At 59.6% G+C, this 19,652-nt stretch carries 19 protein-coding genes; 11 read left to right on the forward strand and 8 right to left on the reverse strand.

Going from position 1 to position 19,652, the window contains the following annotated elements; genetic code table 11:
• The first annotated feature begins 122 nt into the window (after positions 1–122).
• Together ACZ9HU_RS03385 and ACZ9HU_RS03390 are read left to right on the forward strand one after the other, a co-directional pair.
• Positions 123–2,234 carry a TonB-dependent siderophore receptor gene (locus ACZ9HU_RS03385; protein WP_476102308.1) on the forward strand — a complete coding sequence of 704 codons (2,112 nt, stop codon included), beginning with the start codon at positions 123–125 and terminating at the stop codon, positions 2,232–2,234.
• A gap of 3 nt (positions 2,235–2,237) precedes the next feature.
• On the forward strand, positions 2,238–3,467 hold the full coding sequence (locus ACZ9HU_RS03390) for a PepSY-associated TM helix domain-containing protein (RefSeq protein ID WP_476102310.1): 1,230 nt from the start codon (positions 2,238–2,240) through the stop codon (positions 3,465–3,467).
• A 16-nt stretch (positions 3,468–3,483) separates the two neighbouring features.
• Here the strand turns inward: ACZ9HU_RS03390 and ACZ9HU_RS03395 are convergent, their stop codons facing one another.
• Positions 3,484–4,377, reverse strand: a complete 894-nt coding sequence (locus ACZ9HU_RS03395; protein WP_476102312.1) for a tyrosine-protein phosphatase — start codon at positions 4,375–4,377, stop codon at positions 3,484–3,486.
• 20 nt (positions 4,378–4,397) lie between these two features.
• Positions 4,398–6,839: a TonB-dependent receptor gene (locus ACZ9HU_RS03400; RefSeq protein WP_476102314.1), complete on the reverse strand. Its 2,442-nt coding sequence runs from the start codon at positions 6,837–6,839 to the stop codon at positions 4,398–4,400.
• A gap of 186 nt (positions 6,840–7,025) precedes the next feature.
• Here ACZ9HU_RS03400 and ACZ9HU_RS03405 point away from each other — a divergent pair, with 186 nt between their 5' ends.
• The 5 genes from ACZ9HU_RS03405 (at position 7,026) to ACZ9HU_RS03425 (ending at position 10,727) form a co-directional block, all read left to right on the forward strand.
• Entirely contained in the window at positions 7,026–8,333 is a 1,308-nt protein-coding gene (locus ACZ9HU_RS03405) for a flavin-dependent oxidoreductase (protein ID WP_476102316.1), read from the forward strand.
• A complete protein-coding gene (locus ACZ9HU_RS03410) occupies positions 8,317–8,772 on the forward strand; it encodes a DUF3237 domain-containing protein (RefSeq protein WP_476102318.1) in 456 nt (151 codons plus the stop codon). The genes ACZ9HU_RS03405 and ACZ9HU_RS03410 overlap by 17 nt, the downstream gene beginning before the upstream one ends.
• Before the next feature lie 39 nt (positions 8,773–8,811).
• A complete protein-coding gene (locus tag ACZ9HU_RS03415; protein WP_476102320.1) occupies positions 8,812–9,051 on the forward strand; it encodes a type II toxin-antitoxin system ParD family antitoxin in 240 nt (79 codons plus the stop codon).
• A 5-nt stretch (positions 9,052–9,056) separates the two neighbouring features.
• Positions 9,057–9,383, forward strand: a complete 327-nt coding sequence (locus ACZ9HU_RS03420; protein ID WP_476102322.1) for a type II toxin-antitoxin system RelE/ParE family toxin — start codon at positions 9,057–9,059, stop codon at positions 9,381–9,383.
• 348 nt (positions 9,384–9,731) lie between these two features.
• Complete coding sequence (locus ACZ9HU_RS03425) at positions 9,732–10,727, forward strand: extracellular catalytic domain type 2 short-chain-length polyhydroxyalkanoate depolymerase (protein ID WP_476102325.1); 996 nt, start codon at positions 9,732–9,734, stop codon at positions 10,725–10,727.
• Here ACZ9HU_RS03425 and ACZ9HU_RS03430 read toward each other — a convergent pair.
• Positions 10,693–11,208: a hypothetical protein gene (locus tag ACZ9HU_RS03430; protein WP_476102327.1), complete on the reverse strand. Its 516-nt coding sequence runs from the start codon at positions 11,206–11,208 to the stop codon at positions 10,693–10,695. The genes ACZ9HU_RS03425 and ACZ9HU_RS03430 overlap by 35 nt on opposite strands.
• 76 nt (positions 11,209–11,284) lie before the next feature.
• Positions 11,285–11,737: a hypothetical protein gene (locus ACZ9HU_RS03435; RefSeq protein ID WP_476102329.1), complete on the reverse strand. Its 453-nt coding sequence runs from the start codon at positions 11,735–11,737 to the stop codon at positions 11,285–11,287.
• A 419-nt stretch (positions 11,738–12,156) separates the two neighbouring features.
• Between ACZ9HU_RS03435 and ACZ9HU_RS03440 the strand changes: the two genes are divergently transcribed.
• The gene (locus ACZ9HU_RS03440; protein ID WP_476102416.1) at positions 12,157–13,731 is read left to right on the forward strand and encodes an amidohydrolase; all 1,575 of its coding nucleotides are present in this window, start codon (positions 12,157–12,159) and stop codon (positions 13,729–13,731) included.
• A 50-nt stretch (positions 13,732–13,781) separates the two neighbouring features.
• On the opposite strand, the gene ACZ9HU_RS03445 is transcribed toward ACZ9HU_RS03440, so the two are convergent.
• A complete protein-coding gene (locus ACZ9HU_RS03445; RefSeq protein WP_476102331.1) occupies positions 13,782–14,105 on the reverse strand; it encodes a DUF2322 family protein in 324 nt (107 codons plus the stop codon).
• A gap of 223 nt (positions 14,106–14,328) precedes the next feature.
• Between ACZ9HU_RS03445 and ACZ9HU_RS03450 the strand changes: the two genes are divergently transcribed.
• Positions 14,329–14,946, forward strand: a complete 618-nt coding sequence (locus tag ACZ9HU_RS03450) for a YqiJ family protein (protein WP_476102333.1) — start codon at positions 14,329–14,331, stop codon at positions 14,944–14,946.
• Between the two features lie 50 nt (positions 14,947–14,996).
• A complete protein-coding gene (locus ACZ9HU_RS03455; RefSeq protein WP_476102335.1) occupies positions 14,997–16,661 on the forward strand; it encodes a flotillin family protein in 1,665 nt (554 codons plus the stop codon).
• 123 nt (positions 16,662–16,784) lie between these two features.
• Here the strand turns inward: ACZ9HU_RS03455 and ACZ9HU_RS03460 are convergent, their stop codons facing one another.
• Together ACZ9HU_RS03460 and ACZ9HU_RS03465 are read right to left on the reverse strand one after the other, a co-directional pair.
• Positions 16,785–17,249 carry a nuclear transport factor 2 family protein gene (locus ACZ9HU_RS03460; protein WP_476102337.1) on the reverse strand — a complete coding sequence of 155 codons (465 nt, stop codon included), beginning with the start codon at positions 17,247–17,249 and terminating at the stop codon, positions 16,785–16,787.
• Entirely contained in the window at positions 17,246–17,950 is a 705-nt protein-coding gene (locus ACZ9HU_RS03465) for a DJ-1/PfpI family protein (protein WP_476102339.1), read from the reverse strand. Before ACZ9HU_RS03465 ends, ACZ9HU_RS03460 begins: the two co-directional genes overlap by 4 nt.
• 80 nt (positions 17,951–18,030) lie before the next feature.
• Between ACZ9HU_RS03465 and ACZ9HU_RS03470 the strand changes: the two genes are divergently transcribed.
• The gene (locus tag ACZ9HU_RS03470; RefSeq protein ID WP_476102341.1) at positions 18,031–19,032 is read left to right on the forward strand and encodes a GlxA family transcriptional regulator; all 1,002 of its coding nucleotides are present in this window, start codon (positions 18,031–18,033) and stop codon (positions 19,030–19,032) included.
• Here ACZ9HU_RS03470 and ACZ9HU_RS03475 read toward each other — a convergent pair.
• A complete protein-coding gene (locus ACZ9HU_RS03475; RefSeq protein ID WP_476102344.1) occupies positions 19,019–19,651 on the reverse strand; it encodes a DUF1109 domain-containing protein in 633 nt (210 codons plus the stop codon). The two genes, ACZ9HU_RS03470 and ACZ9HU_RS03475, sit on opposite strands and share 14 nt — an antisense overlap.
• Position 19,652: the final 1 nt, after the last annotated feature.

A 19,652-nucleotide genomic window follows, 5' to 3' on the forward strand; every position in this document is an offset into this window, starting at 1 on the left:
GCGAAAGGTGTTGGGCTGCCTATGCTCTTTTGACTTGAAAATGCAAGTGAGTTGCAATAGCGAGTCGCGGCATAGATATTCATCCCCCTTGAAAGGTTGTCATGCCCCAGCGTCTTGCCCTGATGTCTTCCGTTGCTCTTTGCGCGTTTGCGGCCCCCTCCATCGCCAACGCCGCCGAAGAAAACGATGCCGGTGACGCCAATTCCATCGTCGTAACCGGTGCCGCCCAGCGCGAAACGCCCAGCGCCACCGGCCTCTCGCTTACCCTGCGCGAAACCCCGCAATCGGTGACCGTCATCGATCGCCAGCGTATCGACGATTTTGCTCTTACCAACGTGAATGATCTGCTGACGCAGGCCGTCGGCATCAATGTCGAGCGCGTTGAAACCGACCGCACCGAATATACGTCACGCGGGTTTGACGTGACCAATTTCCAGATCGACGGCATCGGCCTCCCCCTGCGCTGGGGCATTTCCTATGGCGAGGTCGACACGGTGCTTTACGAAAGGGTCGAAGCCATTCGCGGCGCCAATGCGCTGATGACCGGCATCGGCAACCCATCGGCCACGATCAATTACCTGCGCAAGCGCCCGACCAAGGACTTCCACGTCAAGGCTAATGCTCAGGCGGGCAGCTGGAACCAGTGGCGCGTCGATGGCGATGTTTCGGGCGCGCTGACCAAGGATGGTAAACTGGCGCTGCGCCTGATCTATGCCCATGATCAGCGCGACAGCTACCTGCGTTACAACCACGTGAACCGCAATGTTTACGGCGCTCTGGTGTCCTATGAATTCACGCCCCGCCTGACCCTCAACGCCGGATATACGCGTCAGGAAAACAACGCGCGCGGCGTGCTGTGGGGTTCGCTGCCGCTGCTTTACACCAATGGCACGCGGGTCAGCTATCCCGTCTCGGCCAGCACGTCGGCACCATGGACCTATTGGAACATCACCGACCAGACCGCCTTTGCCGAACTGGAATGGAAAGGCCAGAATGGCTGGCAGGCGCGCGGACGCTATACCTACAACCACCGGGAATCGAACGCAAAGCTGCTCTATGGTTTTGGCTATGCCGATGCGACGACCGGCCTTGGCAATGCGGCATGGCCGGGCATCTATCGCTCGCCCTATGACCAGAACCTGTTCGATGGTCAGGCGTCCGGCCCCGTCAAACTGTTCGGTCGCGAGCATCAGTTGTCGATCGGCGTGTCCCATGCCACGATGCATGGCCGCGAATATTCGCAATCGACGCTCTCCTATCCTTCCTATGCCTCGGTGACGGATTGGGCGGTCAATGGCATCTATCCGGCCGAAGGCTCCTATGCCTCCGAAGTCCTGTCCGAGGACAGCCGCGACAAATTGACCCGCATCTATGGCGCGATCCACGCCAATATCACCGACCGGTTAAAGGGCGTCTTCGGGGCCAGTGCCATGTGGCTGCGTTCATCGGGGGTGAATTACGATGTCGACCAGACCCGCCGCAATTCCGCGCTCAGCCCCTATGCCGGGCTGGTGTTTGACGCGACCAAAAACATCTCGCTCTATGCCAGCTATAACGACATCTATAATCCGCAGGTCGAAGTGGACGTCAACAACGTCCGCCTGAACCCGGCCAAGGGCACCAGCATCGAGGGCGGCATCAAGAGCGAATGGTTCAACAAGCGCCTGTACGCCAGCGCCGCCATTTTCCGCGCCCGCCAGACGGGTCTTGCCGAGGCCGCCGGCACATTCGGCGTGGGTGGCGCAGGTCGCGTCGGCACGACCTATTACCGGGGCGTGGACACGACATCGCGCGGCTTCGAACTGGAAGTCACCGGCATGATCACCCCGCAATGGTCGATCAGCGGCGGCTATACCGGGCTTGAAGTGCATGATCAGAACGGCGCGCCGACCCGCACCTATCTGCCCACCAAAACCTTCAAGCTGTCCAGCACCTATAGCGTGCCCACCTTCCATGACCTGAAACTGGGCACGCAATTGCGGTGGCAGAATGACATTCGCACAACCGACAGTTCGGTCGTCGCCTATGGCGTCGTCACTGATCCGGTCGTGATCACGCAAAAATCCTATGCCGTGCTGGATCTGATGGCCAGCGCCAGGCTCGCCCCCCATGTCCGCGCCAGCGTCAATTTGCGCAATGTCGGCAATGTCCATTATCAGGGCAGCCTGAAGTGGGGACAAGGCTTCTATGCCGCGCCGCGCAGCGTGTCGGGCACGCTTTCGGTGGCGTTCTGATCGATGATGGGGCGGCAATTCTGGGTTGTGGCGCATCGCTGGGCGGGGCTTACACTGGCCCTGTTTCTGGCCGTGGCGGGGTTTACCGGCATCTTCCTGTCGTGGATCGACGAATTGGAGGTGGCCACCGCGCCCCACCTGCAACTGGCCGCCCCGCCCTCGCCGGGCGCAGTTCCGCTCTCGACGCTGGAATTGCGGCGTCGGGTTTTGGCCCGCTATCCCGGCGCGCGGATCGATTACATCCCCATGGCGGTCGAGCAAGGCCATTCCCTTCGCCTTTACCTGACATGGCCCGACGCCAAGACCGGCCTGCCCCGCGCCGACGCCCCAGCTTGGGATGATCTTTTCATCGATCCCTATACCGGGGCGGAACTGGGCCGTCGCCAATGGGGGAATATCGCGCAAGGGTTCAAGAACCTGATGCCCTTCATCTATCGCCTGCATTACAGTCTGGCGTTGGGGCAATGGGGGTTGCTGGCCTTTGGCGTGGCGGCGCTGGTGTGGGTGGTGGATTGCTTTGTCGGCTTTTACCTCACCCTGCCCGTCGCGACAAAGGTGCCCGCGCGTCAGGGGTGGTTTGCCCGATGGGCGCCCGCATGGGCGGTCCGTTGGGGCGCATCGCGTTACAAACTCAATTTCGACCTGCACCGCGCGGGCGGCTTATGGATCTGGCCGGTGCTGCTGGTCTTTGCGATCTCCAGCGTGTCCTTCAACCTGCCGCAGGTCTATGGCCCGGTGATGCAGGCTCTGGGCGGCAAGGACAATAGCGCGATCTATCAATCGGCGCTGCTCCCCTCGCCGCGCTGGACCCCGCATTTGTCCTTTGATCAGGCTGTCGAGCGCGGCAAGGCGCTGGCGCAAAAGGAAATGGCGCAGGCCGGGCAAAAGGTGCTTGGCGAAGGCGAGACCTATCTCTGGTATATACCGTCCACCGGTGCCTATGTCTATGGCTTCACCTCGGACGCGGATATATCGCGCCATGGCGGCGGCTCTTTCGTCGGCTTTGACGGCAATAGCGGCGCGTTGCGCGCGGTGCAGATCCCGACAGGCCAGCGCAGCGCCAACACCATCACCACATGGGCCGAGGCCATCCATACCGCCCATGTCGGCGGCATGGTCTGGCGCATCGGGGTCAGTGTAATCGGGGCCATGGTGACGATGCTGTCGATCACAGGCGTCATCATCTGGATGAAAAAACGCAGCGGAAGGATCAGCCGGAAAGCGCGCGCCTAGAGCGCGCGCCCTGTATTCAGACCTTGGTCAAATAGAATTGACGCAGACGGAGGATCTCTCCGGCACCAAGGCCCAACTCGTCCTGAAGGTAACCCATCGCCCCGCCATTATGGCCGTCGATCACGGCAAAAACTGCTTCGATATAAGAGCGGTCCACACCTACCAGCAGCTTGAGCGCCTCAGGCGGCAAGGTTGCAAAGGGGCTGTTGGCCATCGCCTTGCCGCCCATCAATTTGGCCGGGTCCAGCGTTTGATTGGACAGCATGTAATCACCAATCACCGTTTCACGCGGCACGCCCAAAGCGGTCAGGATCAGCGCCGCACCAATGCCGGTGCGATCCTTGCCCGCCGAACAATTGAAGGCCAGCGGCGCGTGACCGGCCAAAAGCTCGCCAAACATGCGACGATATTGGCCGTTGAATTGCGTCAACAGGCGCGGATAGGACGAGGCCATCGCCCCGCGCACCTGATCGGCGGTAAACTGGCGCGGGTCGCCCCTGGGCAGGAATTGTCCATTATCCATCGCATAATCATCGGCCAGTACCCGCGGCAGAGCATGGGGCCATGCCACAGGTTCGGCCTGACGCTCGGCGGTGGAACGCAAATCGCAAACCACGCGAATACCGCGCTTTTCCAGCGCCGCGTAATCATCGGCGGTCAGGCCCGTCATCGAACCCGAACGATAGAGCAACCCCCATTTGACCTTGCGCCCATCGGCGGTGCGATAGCCGCCAAGGTCGCGGAAATTGCGCCCGCCCTGCAACGGCACCACGCGCGAGGGCGCAATGCCGGCGGGAGCGACAGGCCCAGAAACAGGCGCCACCGCAACGGGCCGCGCCTGCAAAGCAAAGCTTGTGGGACAAGCCAGCGCCAAAGCGCCAAGCATGGCTATCGAGGTGAATTGACGCATGGCTGTTCCCTTTTGCATCATCAGAACTTAATGTTGACTTCACCACCAAAGGTACGCGGATCGTTAAAGAAACCGCTGACTCCGGCCTGCGCGCTGCCCGATTTGTAGAACATGTGTTCTTCGTTGAACAAATTGCGCGCCCACAAGGCGATCGTCATTTTCGCGCCCGTCTGCGGCATTTCCATATCGGCCAGAGCGATACGGCCATTAAACACCAGCCCCGCATCGCCCTTGGGCTGGGCATAGCGGACGGCGCGGGTCACGCTGTCATAATTCGAATCCGTATAGTTGGCATAAAAACCGGAGTCATAATTGCCATCGATGTGGAAGCGCAGCTTCACGTCGCCCTGACCCACCAGTGTTTCGTAATCGATCGAACCGCTGGCCGAATGTTCAGGGGTATAAACCTGATAGATCGGCACGGGCACGGTGATGAACACGCCGCCGGTCTGGGGGAATGGGTTGACCGTCGCGGGGATCGAAACATGGTTATAGGCATAGGACGCGCTCATCGTCAGGCCCTTGACCGGGGCCAGCGTCAGTTCAGCCTCAATGCCCTTCATATGGCCGGTGCCCGGCGCATTGACGGTGTCGGTGGTGGTGCGGGTGGTGGCCACGCGCACGCCATTGACGACGTCTTCATACAGGCCGCTGAAGTCGAGCTGGATATTCTTGTAATTGCCCGCATAGGCGGCAATGTTGAAACGGGCGCGGTGATCGAAAAATTCGGTCTTGGCGCCGATTTCGAACATAGAAACCGTTTCCGGGTTGAACTGGCGATAGGCCAGCGAGCGCGAATTGGCGCCCCCTGCACGATAGCCCGTGCTCCATTTGCCATAGAGATGAACGTCGCGCGACGCGTCAATGGCCAGATTGATCATTGGATCTACGCGCGACCACGAAGCGTTGAGCAGAACCGGCGCCCGGACATTGACGCCATTGACCGGCACCACCGGCGTCGCGCCATTGACCAGGAACAGGCTGCCGTCCTTCTTGTCATTGGTCCAGCGTGCGCCGACCGTCAGATGCGCGGCATCGTTCAGCATCGGTGGCGTATAGGTGGCCTGACCATAGACGCCGGTGCTGGTGGTTTTCACATGGCTGGCGCGCTGGATGACCTGCCCGTTGTAATCGACCGAGAGGACCGAATAGGTGCTGCCTGCCGCATCATTGAAACGCACGGTGTTGAAGGCCTGCGCGGCGTCCTGCACACGCTCGACATAATAGAGCGCGCCGGCCTGATATTTCAGGCGCGGCAATTCGCCCACGGCCTGAATTTCCTGGCTGAACTGGTTCTGGCGGAACGGGGCCAGGCTGTAGCGACCAAAGGCGAAATTGGTGAAGGTGGCCGTCGAGGTATAACCCTGCTGCATCGAGGGGCTGGCCGAGCCATTGTCATACTGGGTCTGGGTCATTTCACGATAGGCCGTGATCGAACGCAGGCTCAGATGCTGGGCCACCTGCCATTCCAGACCAAGGCGCCAGCCATCGGCCTGCCCGACACTGGGCTGTTGCGGCACGCCGACGGCGGCCACCGATGAACGATGCGGCTCCAGCTTGAACATGGCGGCGGTGATGTTGGCGGGAACGGCCGCGCTGCCGCTGCTGGAAGCCGGAAGGCCGGTGCCCGCCGAAACCTGCTGCATATAGAGCGTGCTGGTCTCGTCATGCGAATTGTCATAGGACAGGTCAGCGCTGAAATTGCTGGCCGGGCGCCACAGGGCTTCGATGTGATAGCCATGTTTGGTATAGGCGTTAAAGCCCAACGCCCCCGCCAGCGGATTGCGGACAAAGGCGTCGCGATGCGCGGTGACGGCGTCCACCTTAAGCGCAATATTGGCGAATTCGGGCAGGTCGAGGTGGATCTCGGCCTTGTTGCTGCCATAATTGCCAAGGCCGCCGGTGGCGTTGAGCTTGAATTTGCCGCTGGGTTTCTTGGTCACGATATTGACCGCGCCGCCTTCGGTGTTGCGGCCAAACAGCGTGCCCTGCGGACCTTTGAGCACTTCGATATTTTCAACGTCGAATAATGCTGTGCCAAGACCCTGTGCGCGGCCCTGATAAACGCCATCGACATAAACACCCACGCCCTGATCGCGGGCGGGCTGGTTCGAGTCCGACAAAACGCCGACGCCGCGAATGTTGACGATCAACGCGCCCGGACGTGAAAAGAAGGGCGCAACCTTGAGGCTGGGGATCGCGCCATCGCCCAGATCGAGCAGCGAGGTGACGTGGCGATTTTCCAGAGCCGTGTTCGTCAACACCGAAATCGAGATCGGCGTCGATTGCAAATCTTCCTTACGCTTTTGCGCGGTGACGGTGATGGTTTCCAGACCATCGCCTTCTGCGGCGGCGGCATCGGCCGGGGCGGCTTCGACGGCGGCGGCGGTTTCAGCGTGCAACGGGCAAGCAGCGACAATCGCGGCCAGCGCGCTGGCCGCGAGCAAACGTGAAGAAAACATGAAGCAAGACCCCCTTATGATTCGTAAGGTGCCTTTTGCCGATGCGCGTGACAGGGGTTGGTCATTTCAGTGACATTTCCATGTCATGCACCAAATGTTTTGATTTCGCCCGACCGCTGGTCTACCCGCGCGCAGGAATGTTGCGGGCAATAGCAGACTGCGCGCAAGCTTTGGGCAGAGGATAGCATGGTTCACAATCGGGTTATGATCGCAGGCGGTGGTATCGGCGGCCTTGCGCTGGCGCTGACGCTGCATCAGATCGGGGTGCCCTGCACCGTGTTTGAAAGCACGAGTGAGCTTCGCCCGCTGGGCGTGGGCATCAATCTGCAACCCAATGCGGTGCGCGAACTCGAAGCCCTTGGCATTGGTGAGGCGGAAATGGATGCCGTCGGCATCGCCGCCAAGGAATGGGCGCTGGTCGGCCTGAACGGCAAGGATATCTACAGCGAGACACGCGGCAAGAGCGCAGGCTATCACTGGCATCAATATGCGGTGCATCGCGGGCGTTTCCACCTGCTGCTCCACGCCCATGCTATCGAGCGTCTGGGCGCGGACTCGGTGCGTCTGGGGCAAAAGGTCACGGGCTATACGCAACAGGCCGATGGCAGCGTGGTAGCCCATGTCACTCTGGCCGATGGTACGGTGGTGGATGAACATGGCGCGTTGCTGATCGGGGCGGATGGCATTCATTCCAGCGTGCGCGCGCAAATGCACCCGGATCAGCCGCCAATCCGTTGGGGCGGCACATTAATGTGGCGCGGCACGGCGCGGGGCGTGCCGATCCGTACGGGCTCGTCCTTTGTCGGCCTTGGCACACATCGCCACCGGGTGGTGATCTATCCGATCTCGGCGCCGGACGAAAACGGGCTGGCCGATATCAACTGGATCGCCGAGCAGACCTATGACGCCACGCATGACTGGACCAAGACCGGGTGGTTCCGGCCCTGTGACTTGTCCGATTTCGCGCATCATTTCGATGGCTTTGTCTATGACTGGCTCGATCTTCCGGCGCTGCTGGCCAAATCGGATGTGGCCTATGAAAATCCGATGATTGACCGCGATCCGATCTCCACATGGGTCGATGGTTCGGTGGGCCTGATTGGGGATGCGGCCCATCCGATGTATCCGACCGGATCAAATGGCGCGTCACAGGCGATGATCGACGCCCGCACCTTGGGCCGCTGTTTCATCGAACATGGCGTCAATGCCAAGGCTCTGGCCGCATTTGATGCCGAATTATGCGGGCCGGTCGGGCAACTGGCCATGCGCAATCGCGGGGCCGGGCCTTTTGGTCTGCTCAATCTGGTCGATGAACGTTGCGGCGGGAAATTCGACAATATCGATGATGTCATTCCCGAGGCTGAGCGCAAACAATTCATGCTGGCCTATCAAACCGCCGCCGGTTTTGCGCGTGATGCGCTCAATGCCGCGCCGCCGATCATCCCTGCCGGTGCGCGAGTAGAAGAAAGGCAGAGCGATGACGCCCTTGCTTGAGCCGGTTTGCAGGCTGGAAATTGCCCTGACCCGCCCGCATGAGATGGGCGAATGTCCGGGGGGCATTCGGCGGATCATCCCCATCGTGGGCGGCACGGTCACGGGCGAACGCATCAATGGACGCATCCTGAACATCGGCGCCGATTGGCAAACGGTTCAAAACGGCGGACTGGCGCAACTTGATGCCCGCTATGCTATGGAAACTGATGACGGCGCCGTGATAGAGGTCATTTCGCAAGGCATCCGCCATATGGCCCCCGAAACCGCCGCGCGCGCCGTGGCGGGCGAAGATGTGCCGTTTTCCGACTATTACATGCGCACCTTTATCCGGCTGGAAAGCGGTGATCCGCGCTATGATTGGGTCAATCGCTCGCTGTTTTTGGCCACCGGCGGGAAAAAGGGCGCGGCGGTGCATCTGGATATCTATCGTATCGCCTGAGTTCTTGCCAATTTTTGCCAAAGGCGCTATATTGCCAGCATGTCCACGATGAACATCTCGCTGCCTGACGCGCTCAAGGCCTTTGTTGACCAACAGGTCAACAGCCGGGGCTATGGCACGAGCAGCGAATATGTGCGCGAATTGATCCGCAAGGATCAGGATGCACAGGCCCTGCGCGAAATGTTGATGGACGGGGCACGTTCACCCGCGGGGGCACCGGTCGATGCCGGTTATTTCCAAAGCCTTCGCGAACGCGCCGCTCAACGCAAACCCTCGTAACCAACGTGAACACGCTTCCCGTTGTGCCCCGCGCCCGCGCGCTGGAGGATATTGAGCAGGCCGTCGATCATTATGTTCAGGAAGCAGGCCTCGACACGGCCTATGCCTTCATCGATGCGCTGGAACATGCCTATGCCTATATTGGCACCCATGCGCAGGCTGGATCGACGCGGTGGGCGCATGAACTCAATCTGCCCGGATTGCGGTCGGTTCGGTTAAAGCCCTTTCCATGGGTGGTTTTCTATATGCCCTACCCCACCCATGTTGATGTCTGGCGCGTGCTCCATGCCAAACGCGATATGGCCGCATGGATAGGTGACATGAACGATTGATCGCGGCCACGGCCAAGCTTTTGGCGCAGGCCCGGCGCGGTGCCGAAGCTGGACCGAATTGACGGGGGCCTGTTGATTTCCTTTGGCATGAAATTGGCGACATCAACAGCGGTACGATAGAATAATGTTTGCAACAATGACAATGTAATTTCAAAAAATCCTTATTCCATTGCTCATAAATCATTAGTAATTTTGGCAAAGATCCATTGCCGCTGCAAATGCGAAAAGAATGTGTGTCCCCAGCAACGCCGCGTGATAGGATCCCCTTTATTGAGGGCAATCACAATTTCCGAATCATATCCATCGCAACCTTGACATTTTCAGGGGGTCATTATGCGTATCCGTCGAATGAGATTATCACTTTCGATCGCACTCTACCTCTTGAGTATTCCGGCAGCAGCAGCAGCGGACAAACTGCCCGCGCTCCACGCCGATGCGACGCGCGTGTCGGTGTCGGGCCTGTCGTCAGGCGCCTTTATGGCGGTGCAATATGACGTGGCCTTTTCATCGGGTGTCATGGGCGTCGGCGTGGTGGCTGGCGGGCCATACAATTGCGCTTGGGTCAATCCGGGCGGCATCACCACCTGTATGCAGGGCACACCCAGCGGCCTTGCCTCTTTTGGCGCGGCCAACAGTTTCGCGATGATGGGAATGATCGACCCGGTGGGCAAAATAGCCACGCATAAGGTCTATCTGTTCAGCGGCACCAAGGACAGCGTGGTCAAGCAAAGCGCGATGAACGCGGTGCGCGATTTCTATGTCGCCGCGGGCATCCCCCAGACCAGCCTGCGCTATGTAAACAAGACCGCCGCAGGCCACGCCTTCATCTCCAGCAATTTCGGCAACACATGCAGCGTCAACGCGACGCCCTATGTCAATGAATGTAAATTGGGCACAACGCTCTACGATCAACCTGCCGCCGTGCTTTCGCACATCTACGGCAAACTCAGCCCCAAATCGGTTAGCCTGTCATCGACGCCCACCCCGTTTGACCAAACCGAATTTACCGGCGCCACCAGCAGCGGGATGGCCGCGCAAGGCTATGTCTATGTCCCGGCCGGTTGCAAGAATGGCGCAGGCCAATGCGGGGTCCATGTCGTTTTTCACGGATGCGGGCAAAGCGCGGATATGGTGGGCGATGCGGTCTATGGCCGGTTGGGCTATAATGCCTGGGCCGATACCAACCGTATCATCTTGCTCTATCCACAGGTGAACAAGAGCAATATGCCCGTCAATCCAATGGGATGCTGGGATTGGTGGGGCTATTCAGGCCTCAATTTCCAGACGCAAAGCGGAGCGCAATTGTCGGTCATTCACGCGATGGTGACGCGCCTGACGCAATAGTGTGGCCGGGCGCCAACGCCTTTTGCGGACAAACACCCACCGTCAAAGGGCGAAGGCCAATCTCCAGTCCGCCGGCCATCAAGGCTTCGGCCAGGGCCGATGTTGCCAACAGAAGTTCGGCGCCATGTTCAGCCCCCACCACTCCTTGCAACAATTGCTGGGCATGGTCGAACCGGCCATGTTGACAGGCCGAAACAAGGCGCAAAAGGCGCAGTTCATCTTCGCTTACATCCAGCGATCCGCATGGTTGCAGCCGGGGAAAGCCGCCACGCGCCGCGCAAAGGCAAGAGGCAAACAGGTCCAGCGCGCCCATGATCTCCATTGCGCCAGCGCCGCAAGCATCCAGCAATTCCGGCGCCAGATCATCATGGCTTTGCCGCCAATCAGCCGAACGCCGACAGGCCCAAAGGACCAGATGTTCCCCGCAGCCAAAAGCCAGCGGCTCGGCATCATTGGCCGGACGGGTGCGATCAAAGATCATGTCCTACCTCCTGCACGATTTCATTCTACCTCATCGCAAGGCCGGTCAAGCGATGGTTCAACACCAACCAGAACACCTATATTTTCCGGGCAGCGCCACTTGCCGCTTCGGGCCGCATCAGTTCCAGCCCAGCCGCTCGCATTGCGCGGTCCAATTCGCAAAAAGCCTGTATCAGGTGTTGCGCCGCCTCATCCTCGACAATCCGACCAACCATGGCACGAACGCGGTCCAAATCCCCTTCGCGCAAGCGCTGCATCATGGCCAGCAGGATCGCTTCATCTTCATGCACATGGTTGCACCCCGGATTGCCGAAGTGAAAATTGTTCAAACCGTAACGGTTGATCATGGCCATCGCATGCAGGAAAGGCTGAAGCCCCGCCAGCAATTGACGCGCACCAAAGAGCGGAACCATCTGGACCGACACGCATCGCCCCAAACCAACCGCAACGACCCAACGGCGCATGGCGGCGATCAGAAATCTCGCGCCTTTTGGCAGGTCTGCGATCGGGCAATCGAGATACTGATACATCAAAGCGGTTCCTCTGCTTGGTCCATGTGCCCGCTGGGCGCTGCGAAACCTTCACCCCCACCCATAGATGCAGGGGCGCAACCCCTAATTTGTTGCGAGTGACTCTCATTTACATTTATCGGCTGATTTGAAATTCCGTCAAGCCGTCACGAAAATTTATATCTCTTGCCCCTAACGCCCCATCGCGATTCAAATCGAACCAAAGGCTTCCGTCGCAAAACTCGCCAAATATGATGCTATTCGCCAATGATTCCGCAAAAATGGCAAATCTTTAACGAGAAAAGGTGGGATTCTTAAGGTAACCTCCATGCAAGAGGGGGCGCATGTCCAATCGTCCATCCTCCAACGAACATCTGGTGTCGGGGGTCTGCACAATGACGATTTGGAACAAGACATTCGCCAAGGCAAAGCGCGCAAAGATGGCAGGTATGGTCGCCCTCCTGCCCCTCGCTCTGGCCAGCAACGCCGCGCAAGCCGCAGCGCCTGCCGCTCTCAAGACCGAAGTCGCCGCCGACGTCGACGCGCAGACCAAGAACCTTCAGGTGATGATCGACACTGTGTTCTCATTCGCCGAACCGGGTTTTCAGGAGGTGCGAACCTCGGCCTATCTGGCGGACATACTGGAAAAGAATGGTTTCAAGGTAACGCGCGGCGTGGCCGGCATTCCCACCGCCTTTACCGCAACATGGGGCGAAGGCGGTCCGCTGATCGCTCTGGGCAGCGACATTGACGGACTGTTGGGCGTATCGCAAACCCCCGGTTCGCCCACCATCAAGCCTTTGGTGCCCAGCGCGCCGGGCCATGGTGAAGGGCATAATTCGGGCCTGCCGATGATGATTGCCGCCGCGATTGCCGCCAAACAAGTGATGATCGCCCACAAGATTCCCGGCCGCCTGATGGTCTGGCCCGGCGTTGCCGAAGAATTGCTGGCGACCAAGGCGTTCTATGTCCGCGAAGGCATGTTCAAAGGTGTCGATGCCAATATTTTTGCCCATGTGAATTCCGGTTTCGGCACCGGCTATGGCGATCTTGGCCTGAACGGCATGGTATCGGTCGAATATACATTCCATGGCAAGACCGCCCATTCCGCCGCCATGCCATGGGATGGCCGATCGGCTCTGGACGGGGTCGAATTGATGGACGTGGCGTGGAATTTCCGCCGCGAACATCTGCCTTTATCGCAACGTTCGCATTATGTGATCAGCGATGGCGGCGGCCAGCCCAATGTCGTGCCCGGCACGGCCAGCGTCTGGTACTATTTCCGCGACACCAGTTTTGCCGCCGTGCGCAACCTGTATGAAACCGGCAACCAGATCGCACAAGGCGCCGCACTGCAGACCGGCACGACGGTTACGCGTCAGGTTCTTGGCTATGCCGCGCCCAATTTCGGCAACAAGCCGATGGCCGAGGCCGCCTATGCCAATATCAAGGCCGTGGGCATGCCCAAATGGAGCGCGGACGACCAAGCCTTTGCCGCCGCCATTCAAAAAGCCAATGGTTTCAAGCCAGCACCGCTGCCCACAGAGGTCAGCCCGCTGTCCACCCCGGAAAACCGCAAGGGCGGTATGGGCGCATCCGATGACATTGGCGATGTGATGTGGACCGTGCCGACCATCACCATCGGCTATCCCAGCAATGTGCCCAATGTGATATTCCACCATGCCACGGCGGCCATGGCCATGGCGACGCCTATCGCCCATAAGGGGGCCGTAGTGGGCGCCAAGGCGGCGGCGATGACCATTCTGGACCTGATGACCACGCCCAAATTGCTGGCCGATGCCAAGGACTATTTCCAGAATGTCCAACTCAAGACCCAGACCTATGATCCGGTGATCGTGGCCAGCGACAAGCCCGCGATCCATCGCAATGAAACCACGATGGCGCAACTTCGCCCCTTCATGGAAAAATACTATTACGACGCGGCCAAATATCCGACCTACCTTGATCAGTTGGGGATCAAATATCCCAACCTCGACACCGGCCCTGCCAAGTAAGCATGTTGGCCACAGGGCGGGCGCGATGCCTGCCCTGTGGCATTTATCGATCAGATCACGACGATTTTCAGCGCCTCACCGCCATCGACGATGGTCAAAAGGCGGTCGATATTGGGATGGGCGCCCGGACGGTTGCGTGCATCCTGCGTATGTTCGCCAAAGATCAGCAGGCCATGCTGGGCCGCATCGACGCCAAGATCGCCAAATTCCTGCTTGAGATATTGATAGACCGCCAGCGAACCTTGCTTGCCGGGCTGATTTTCGATGCTGGCCACCACTTCGCCAGCCTGGTCGAGCAAATCGAGGCGTGCCACTCCATCGATAGCGGGCAATTGCGAGAGGTTGTCCTTGAAATTTGCGCCGGGTTGAAACATCGCCAATTATCCTGAATTTCGGCCGAATTCTTGCGGCCTGCGTTGGGGAAACGGCGCCCTCTAACATCATAATGCGCCATGGGCCATGTCGGGCGGCGCGTCATCGACATCAAATCAAATCAAATCAAATCAAATCAAACCCGCAATCCTTTTGCAAAAAATCGGCAAACTATGAATCCGGTTTCTGCTGACAGTACCTTGGTCGCATGGTAATCCTTGGCCCATGCTCGCGCAGTTTTTCACGACGCCTTATTTGCCATTTACGGTCGCAATTTTTGTGATGATTGGCATAGGGTTGATCGAGGCGGTCGGTCTTGGTCTGGGCAGTCTGGATCTGGATGGTGATCTGTCCGCCGATGGCATGCATGGGCTGCTCGATTGGCTGGGGTTGGGCCATGACATTCCCGTGCTGATCTGGCTCACCTCGCTGCTGGCGTGTTTTTCCATGGTTGGCGTTGCCATACAGCAAGTGGCAATGGCCCTGTTGGGCAACCCCGCCCCTTGGTGGCTGGCATCCGGGGCTGCATTTGTGGGGGGCGCCTTGCTCAACACTTTGGCAGCCAATGGGTTGATGCGAATTATTCCGGCCATGGAAACCAGCGTCATATCCACCGACGAATTGCTGTTGCGGCGCGGCAAAATCCTTGAAGGCAGCGCCCGTCGCGGCGCCCCCGCCCGCGCCAAGGTGATCGATCAGCACGGTCAGGCCCATTTCATCATGGTCGAACCGCATAGTGATATTGACGAAATCGCATCAGGCCAAAGCGCCCTGATCATCCGGCGAGAGGGGCAGATCTTCTTTGTCCTGCCCGATGAAAGCACGCCATTTCGTCCCGTTTAAAACACCAATCCACGTTTCGCTTGGGAGATGGCGTCATGCCGGAATCTATTATGGGTACCTTGATTTATGCGGGCATTATTCTTGCCGCGCTGGTCGTTATCGGCATCATCCTGACGCGTCTCTATCGTCGAGCGACCAAGGACGTGGCCTTGATCCGGACGGGTTTTGGCGGCGAAAAGGTGGTGCTGAACGGCGGGATCATGGTCATCCCGGTGCTGCATGAATTGATGCAGGTGCGCCTCACCACGGTAAAACTGGAAGTGTCGCGCCTGAACAAGGATGCGCTGATCACGCTTGATAAACTGCGCGTCGATGTGATCGGCCTGTTCCACATCAAGGTGAAGCCAGACGCCGGATCAATTGCCGCCGCCGCGCAAACATTGGGTGCGGCGGTCAACAGTTCGGATGCGGTCAAATCGCTGCTCGACGGCAAACTGGTTTCGGCACTGCGCTCTGTGGCCGCGACCATGACGATGGAGCATCTGCACGCCAACCGCGCCGATTTCATCCAAAAGGTGCAGGAAGCGCTGATGACCGATCTGGACATGAACGGATTTCAGCTGGAATCGGTCAGTATCACCCATTTTGACCAGACGGCTTTTGAACATTTCAACGAAAACAATGCTTTCGATGCCGAAGGCCTGACCGTTCTGACGCGCACCATCGAAGAGCGCAAGAAGATCAGAAACGACATCGTCGCCACCAACCGCGTCGAGATCGAACAGCGCAACCTTGAAGCCAACAAGCAATCGCTGGAAATCGCGCAGGCCGCCGAACAGGCACGTCTGACCCAAGAACAGACGCTGGCCGCACGCCGCGCCGAACAGGCCACCGCCATCGCCACGGCAGAAGCCGAACAGACCCGATTGGCCGAAATCGCCCGCATCACCGCCAATCAGGCGCAGGTTGTCGCACAGACCGAGGCCGACAAGATCATCCAGAGCGCGAATATCGCCCGCGACGGCGCGATCCAGACGGCTACGATTGAACGTGACCGCACCATTGAAATCGCGCGCATCACCACGGCAGTACAAACCGCCCAGAAATCCGAAGAAGAATCCACCGCCACTGCCGCCGCCAATGAGGCACGCGCTCTGGCCATCCGCGCGGAAGAAAGCGTGGCCACGGCCAAGGCAACCGAAATCGCCAATCGTAACAAGAATGTGGCCGTGATCGCCGCGACACAGCGCGCGCAGGAAGACGCGGTGGGCATCACCGTTGCGGCCAATGCCGAAAAGGAAGCCGCCGAAGCACGCGCCATCGCCATGCGCACCGAAGCCATCGCCGAGGCGGACGCAGAAAAGGTCCGCGCCGAAGGCCGTGCCGCCGCTTTCAAGGTCGATGCGGCGGGTCAAGCTTCACTCAACGAGGCGACCAATATCCTGAGCGAAGCGCAGACGGCGCTGCTTTTGCGCAAAGCGATGCTTGAAGCCCTGCCCGCCATCATTGCCGCAGCCAGCAAGCCGATGGAAAATATTGACAAAATCAGCATCGTCGATGCTCGCGGCCTGCACGGTAATACAACAGAAACCGGGCAAAGCGAGGGACAGAGCAATCTGGCCGACGCGGCGGTCGCGGCGGCCATGCGCTATCGCGTGGGCGGGCCGCTGATTGACGGTTTGATGGCGGAATTGGGCATGACGGGCGGGTCGCTCAACGGCATGTTGGCCGGGACAATTGCAAACAATGGCTCGCGCCAAAAGGAAGTCGAGTAGCCGTAAAAAGCGTTAGATATAGGCGGCGAGAGGTCGAGCGATGCGGTCTGGCAACCGCATCGCTTCCCAGCCCTGTAGAAACCGTCATCGAACCTATCGTCGCTTGAACCCCTCGCCCAAGTATCACAGACCCAAATCCGAAAGGCCGGGATGGTCGTTAGGCCTCCGCCCCAATGGCCAATGGAAAAGCCGATCCGCCGTTGCAATTGACAGGTCATTGATGCTGGCAATGCGGCGGCGCATCAATCCAGCTTCGTCGAATTCCCAATTTTCATTGCCATAGGACCGCCACCACTGGCCCCGTGCATCATGCCATTCATAGGCAAAGCGCACCGCGATCCTGTTTTGCGCATAGGCCCATACTTCTTTGATCAAACGATACTCATGTTCTCGCACCCATTTCCGGGTCAGAAATTCGACGATCTGCGTCCGACCCTGGATGAATTCGGCGCGATTGCGCCATTGGCTATCGGGCGTATAGGCCAGAGCCACTTTCTCCGGGTCGCGGCTGTTCCATCCATCCTCGGCCATGCGCGCCTTTTGCGCGGCGCCGTCGGCGGTATAGGGCGGCAGGGGTGGACGGCTCATTGCGCCGCCTCCAACTGAACCATCCGCCTGGCCGCCTCGCGCGCTTCGGTCTCGCGGGTGGGCATGATCTGCTCCATGCGCCGGACATAGGCGTTCAGGATTGCGGGCGGTGCGGCATCCGGCGTTCCTGCGTCAAAGGGCGGAGACGGCGCATATTCCAGCCCCAATTGCAGCGACTGCGCCACATCCGCCCCGCCCAATTCGGCCAAAACCGTCAAGGCAAAATCGATCCCCGCCGTTACGCCCCCGCCGGTGATTACATGCCCGTCGCGCACGACACGGGCGGTATCCGGCGTCGCGCCAAACAAGGGCAGCAGATGCCGCCAGGCCCAATGGCACGCGGCCCGCCTTCCCTGCAACAAACCGGCCGCCCCCAAAATCAGCGATCCGGTGCACACCGATGTCACATAACGCGCGCCCAAACCAAGCCGCCGCACCTGAGCCACAAATTCCTGGTCCAGCGCGACCTGTGTGGCCGCCACCCCGCCCGGAACGCAGATCACATCGCAGCCCTCGATTTCGGACAATCGCCACGTATGGGCAAACACCAGGCCTTCGGCGGCCACCTCGCCACCATCTCGGCTTGCCACAATGGTTTGGCTGTTCGGCATACGGGACAGGAATTGATGCGGGCCGGTAAAATCAAGCTGGGTCATACCCGGGAAAAGGGCAAAGACGATGCGAAAGGGCGTGTCGGTCATAGGTGTCTCCGTTTGGGAACATGGGCATCATCGCGCAGGAGCATGCTTGACGAAATGACAATGATCCCTCATTTCAGGCCATGTCTCGCACGGTCGCCCTTTATCTCTATGACGATTTTCAACTGCTCGACGCCTGCGGGCCGATCACCAGTTTCGAAATTGCCGGACGCATGGCCGAAGACGCCTATCGCCTGATCCTGATATCCGCCCAAGGCGGCGCAATACGCAGCTCGTCAGGCGTCGCATTGGACACGGTCGCCGCCGACGGCGTGGGCATGATCGATACGCTGATCGTGGTCGGGGGTAACGGCAGCCGCGATGCCATGCGCGTTCCGGCCAATGCCGCCTATCTGTTTCAGGCCGCAAAGATGGTCCGGCGCTTGTGCAGCGTCTGCTCTGGCGCGTTCCTGTTGGCGGGCGCCGGGACGTTGGACGGACGGCGCGTGACAACCCATTGGCGACAGGCCAAATTGCTCGCGCAACTCTATCCCCAATTGGTGGTCGAACCGGATCGCATCCATATACGTGACGGCAATATCTGGACATCGGCCGGGATTACTGCGGGCATCGACCTGTCCCTGGCGTTGATCGCCCAGGATCATGGCGAAGATATCGCCCGAGCCGTGGCCCAGGAAATGGTGGTCTATTATCGCCGTCCGGGCGGACAATCGCAATTTTCGGCACTGGCCCGGATCGGTGGAGATGCGGCGCAATTTGCCCCCTTGCTGGACTGGATCCGCGCCCATCTGGATCAGTATTTGACCATCGACAAACTTGCCGCACAAGCGGCCATGAGCCCGCGCAATTTCTCACGCGCCTTTACCCGCGAAATGGGGATGAGTCCCGCCAAGGCCGTCGAAAGGCTGAGGCTCGAAGTCGCGCGCGAGAGGGTTGAAAACACGGCGATGCCCATCGAACAGATCGCCGCAACGCTGGGCTTTCATGATCCCGAACGCATGCGCCGCGCCTTTTTGCGCGCCTTTGGTCAGCCTCCGCAAGCGATGCGCCGCCTTGCCCGTCAGGCTTCCCTCAATCCTGCGCGGCAACGAAGCCACGGCTCAACAGGCATTAAACCCGAATAAACGGACGCCCGGCCAGAACCGTAGCCCCGCCCAAGGCCAAGGCCGCCGCCAGATGCGCGACAAAATCGGTCACCGACATTTCCGCAGGGTGACAAAAAGCCAACAGACCAAAGGACATAAAGGCAATCCCTGCACCCGCGATCGACAGAGAACGTTTTGGTTCCAATGATCGCGTGCGGCGAAGCGCTGCTATGGCGACAAGGATCATCGGCGCCCCGGCGGTAATAACAAAGGTGAAGCAATAGCTGCCCACGCCGCGTTCAAAACTGATCGGGTTGGCTGAAATCCCAATGCTGATCATCGCCAACGCCAGCCATGCCGCAACCCCGCCGATGATCCACCCCTTCCCCCGGGCTCGACCGCCCGCAACGCTGATCGACAGGGCGGACGCAAAGATCGCCAGTCCAAGCGTCAAAGACAGCGCCACATTGGCCGCCGAAATCACCGCATAACTGGCCGTCCAATCCGTTGTGAAGCGATGCAGCATCCGTGTGGCCACAAATCCCGTCCCCAACGCCACGGGCGCCCAAAGCAACACCCGCCGCCACACCGGCGCCACACGTGCAACCGGGCGCATTTCGCGGGCCAGCGCATCAATAAGGGCATCAGAATTGCGCATA

The sequence above is a fragment of the Novosphingobium sp. Sphag1I genome (genome assembly GCF_056279125.1).

Bases quoted from the DNA above. Each gene is read 5' to 3' on its own strand.
- ACZ9HU_RS03390 (WP_476102310.1), top strand. From the start codon at position 2,238: ATGATGGGGCGGCAATTCTGGGTTGTGGCGCATCGCTGGGCGGGGCTT.
- ACZ9HU_RS03460 (WP_476102337.1), bottom strand. From the start codon at position 17,249: ATGAGCCGTCCACCCCTGCCGCCCTATACCGCCGACGGCGCCGCGCAA.
- ACZ9HU_RS03470 (WP_476102341.1), top strand. From the start codon at position 18,031: ATGTCTCGCACGGTCGCCCTTTATCTCTATGACGATTTTCAACTGCTC.
- ACZ9HU_RS03435 (WP_476102329.1), bottom strand. From the start codon at position 11,737: ATGTATCAGTATCTCGATTGCCCGATCGCAGACCTGCCAAAAGGCGCG.
- ACZ9HU_RS03445 (WP_476102331.1), bottom strand. From the start codon at position 14,105: ATGTTTCAACCCGGCGCAAATTTCAAGGACAACCTCTCGCAATTGCCC.
- ACZ9HU_RS03395 (WP_476102312.1), bottom strand. From the start codon at position 4,377: ATGCGTCAATTCACCTCGATAGCCATGCTTGGCGCTTTGGCGCTGGCT.
- ACZ9HU_RS03440 (WP_476102416.1), top strand. From the start codon at position 12,157: ATGGCAGGTATGGTCGCCCTCCTGCCCCTCGCTCTGGCCAGCAACGCC.
- ACZ9HU_RS03410 (WP_476102318.1), top strand. From the start codon at position 8,317: ATGACGCCCTTGCTTGAGCCGGTTTGCAGGCTGGAAATTGCCCTGACC.
- ACZ9HU_RS03450 (WP_476102333.1), top strand. From the start codon at position 14,329: ATGCTCGCGCAGTTTTTCACGACGCCTTATTTGCCATTTACGGTCGCA.
- ACZ9HU_RS03385 (WP_476102308.1), top strand. From the start codon at position 123: ATGTCTTCCGTTGCTCTTTGCGCGTTTGCGGCCCCCTCCATCGCCAAC.
- ACZ9HU_RS03475 (WP_476102344.1), bottom strand. From the start codon at position 19,651: ATGCGCAATTCTGATGCCCTTATTGATGCGCTGGCCCGCGAAATGCGC.
- ACZ9HU_RS03430 (WP_476102327.1), bottom strand. From the start codon at position 11,208: ATGATCTTTGATCGCACCCGTCCGGCCAATGATGCCGAGCCGCTGGCT.
- ACZ9HU_RS03465 (WP_476102339.1), bottom strand. From the start codon at position 17,950: ATGACCGACACGCCCTTTCGCATCGTCTTTGCCCTTTTCCCGGGTATG.
- ACZ9HU_RS03455 (WP_476102335.1), top strand. From the start codon at position 14,997: ATGGGTACCTTGATTTATGCGGGCATTATTCTTGCCGCGCTGGTCGTT.
- ACZ9HU_RS03425 (WP_476102325.1), top strand. From the start codon at position 9,732: ATGAGATTATCACTTTCGATCGCACTCTACCTCTTGAGTATTCCGGCA.
- ACZ9HU_RS03415 (WP_476102320.1), top strand. From the start codon at position 8,812: ATGTCCACGATGAACATCTCGCTGCCTGACGCGCTCAAGGCCTTTGTT.
- ACZ9HU_RS03400 (WP_476102314.1), bottom strand. From the start codon at position 6,839: ATGTTTTCTTCACGTTTGCTCGCGGCCAGCGCGCTGGCCGCGATTGTC.
- ACZ9HU_RS03405 (WP_476102316.1), top strand. From the start codon at position 7,026: ATGGTTCACAATCGGGTTATGATCGCAGGCGGTGGTATCGGCGGCCTT.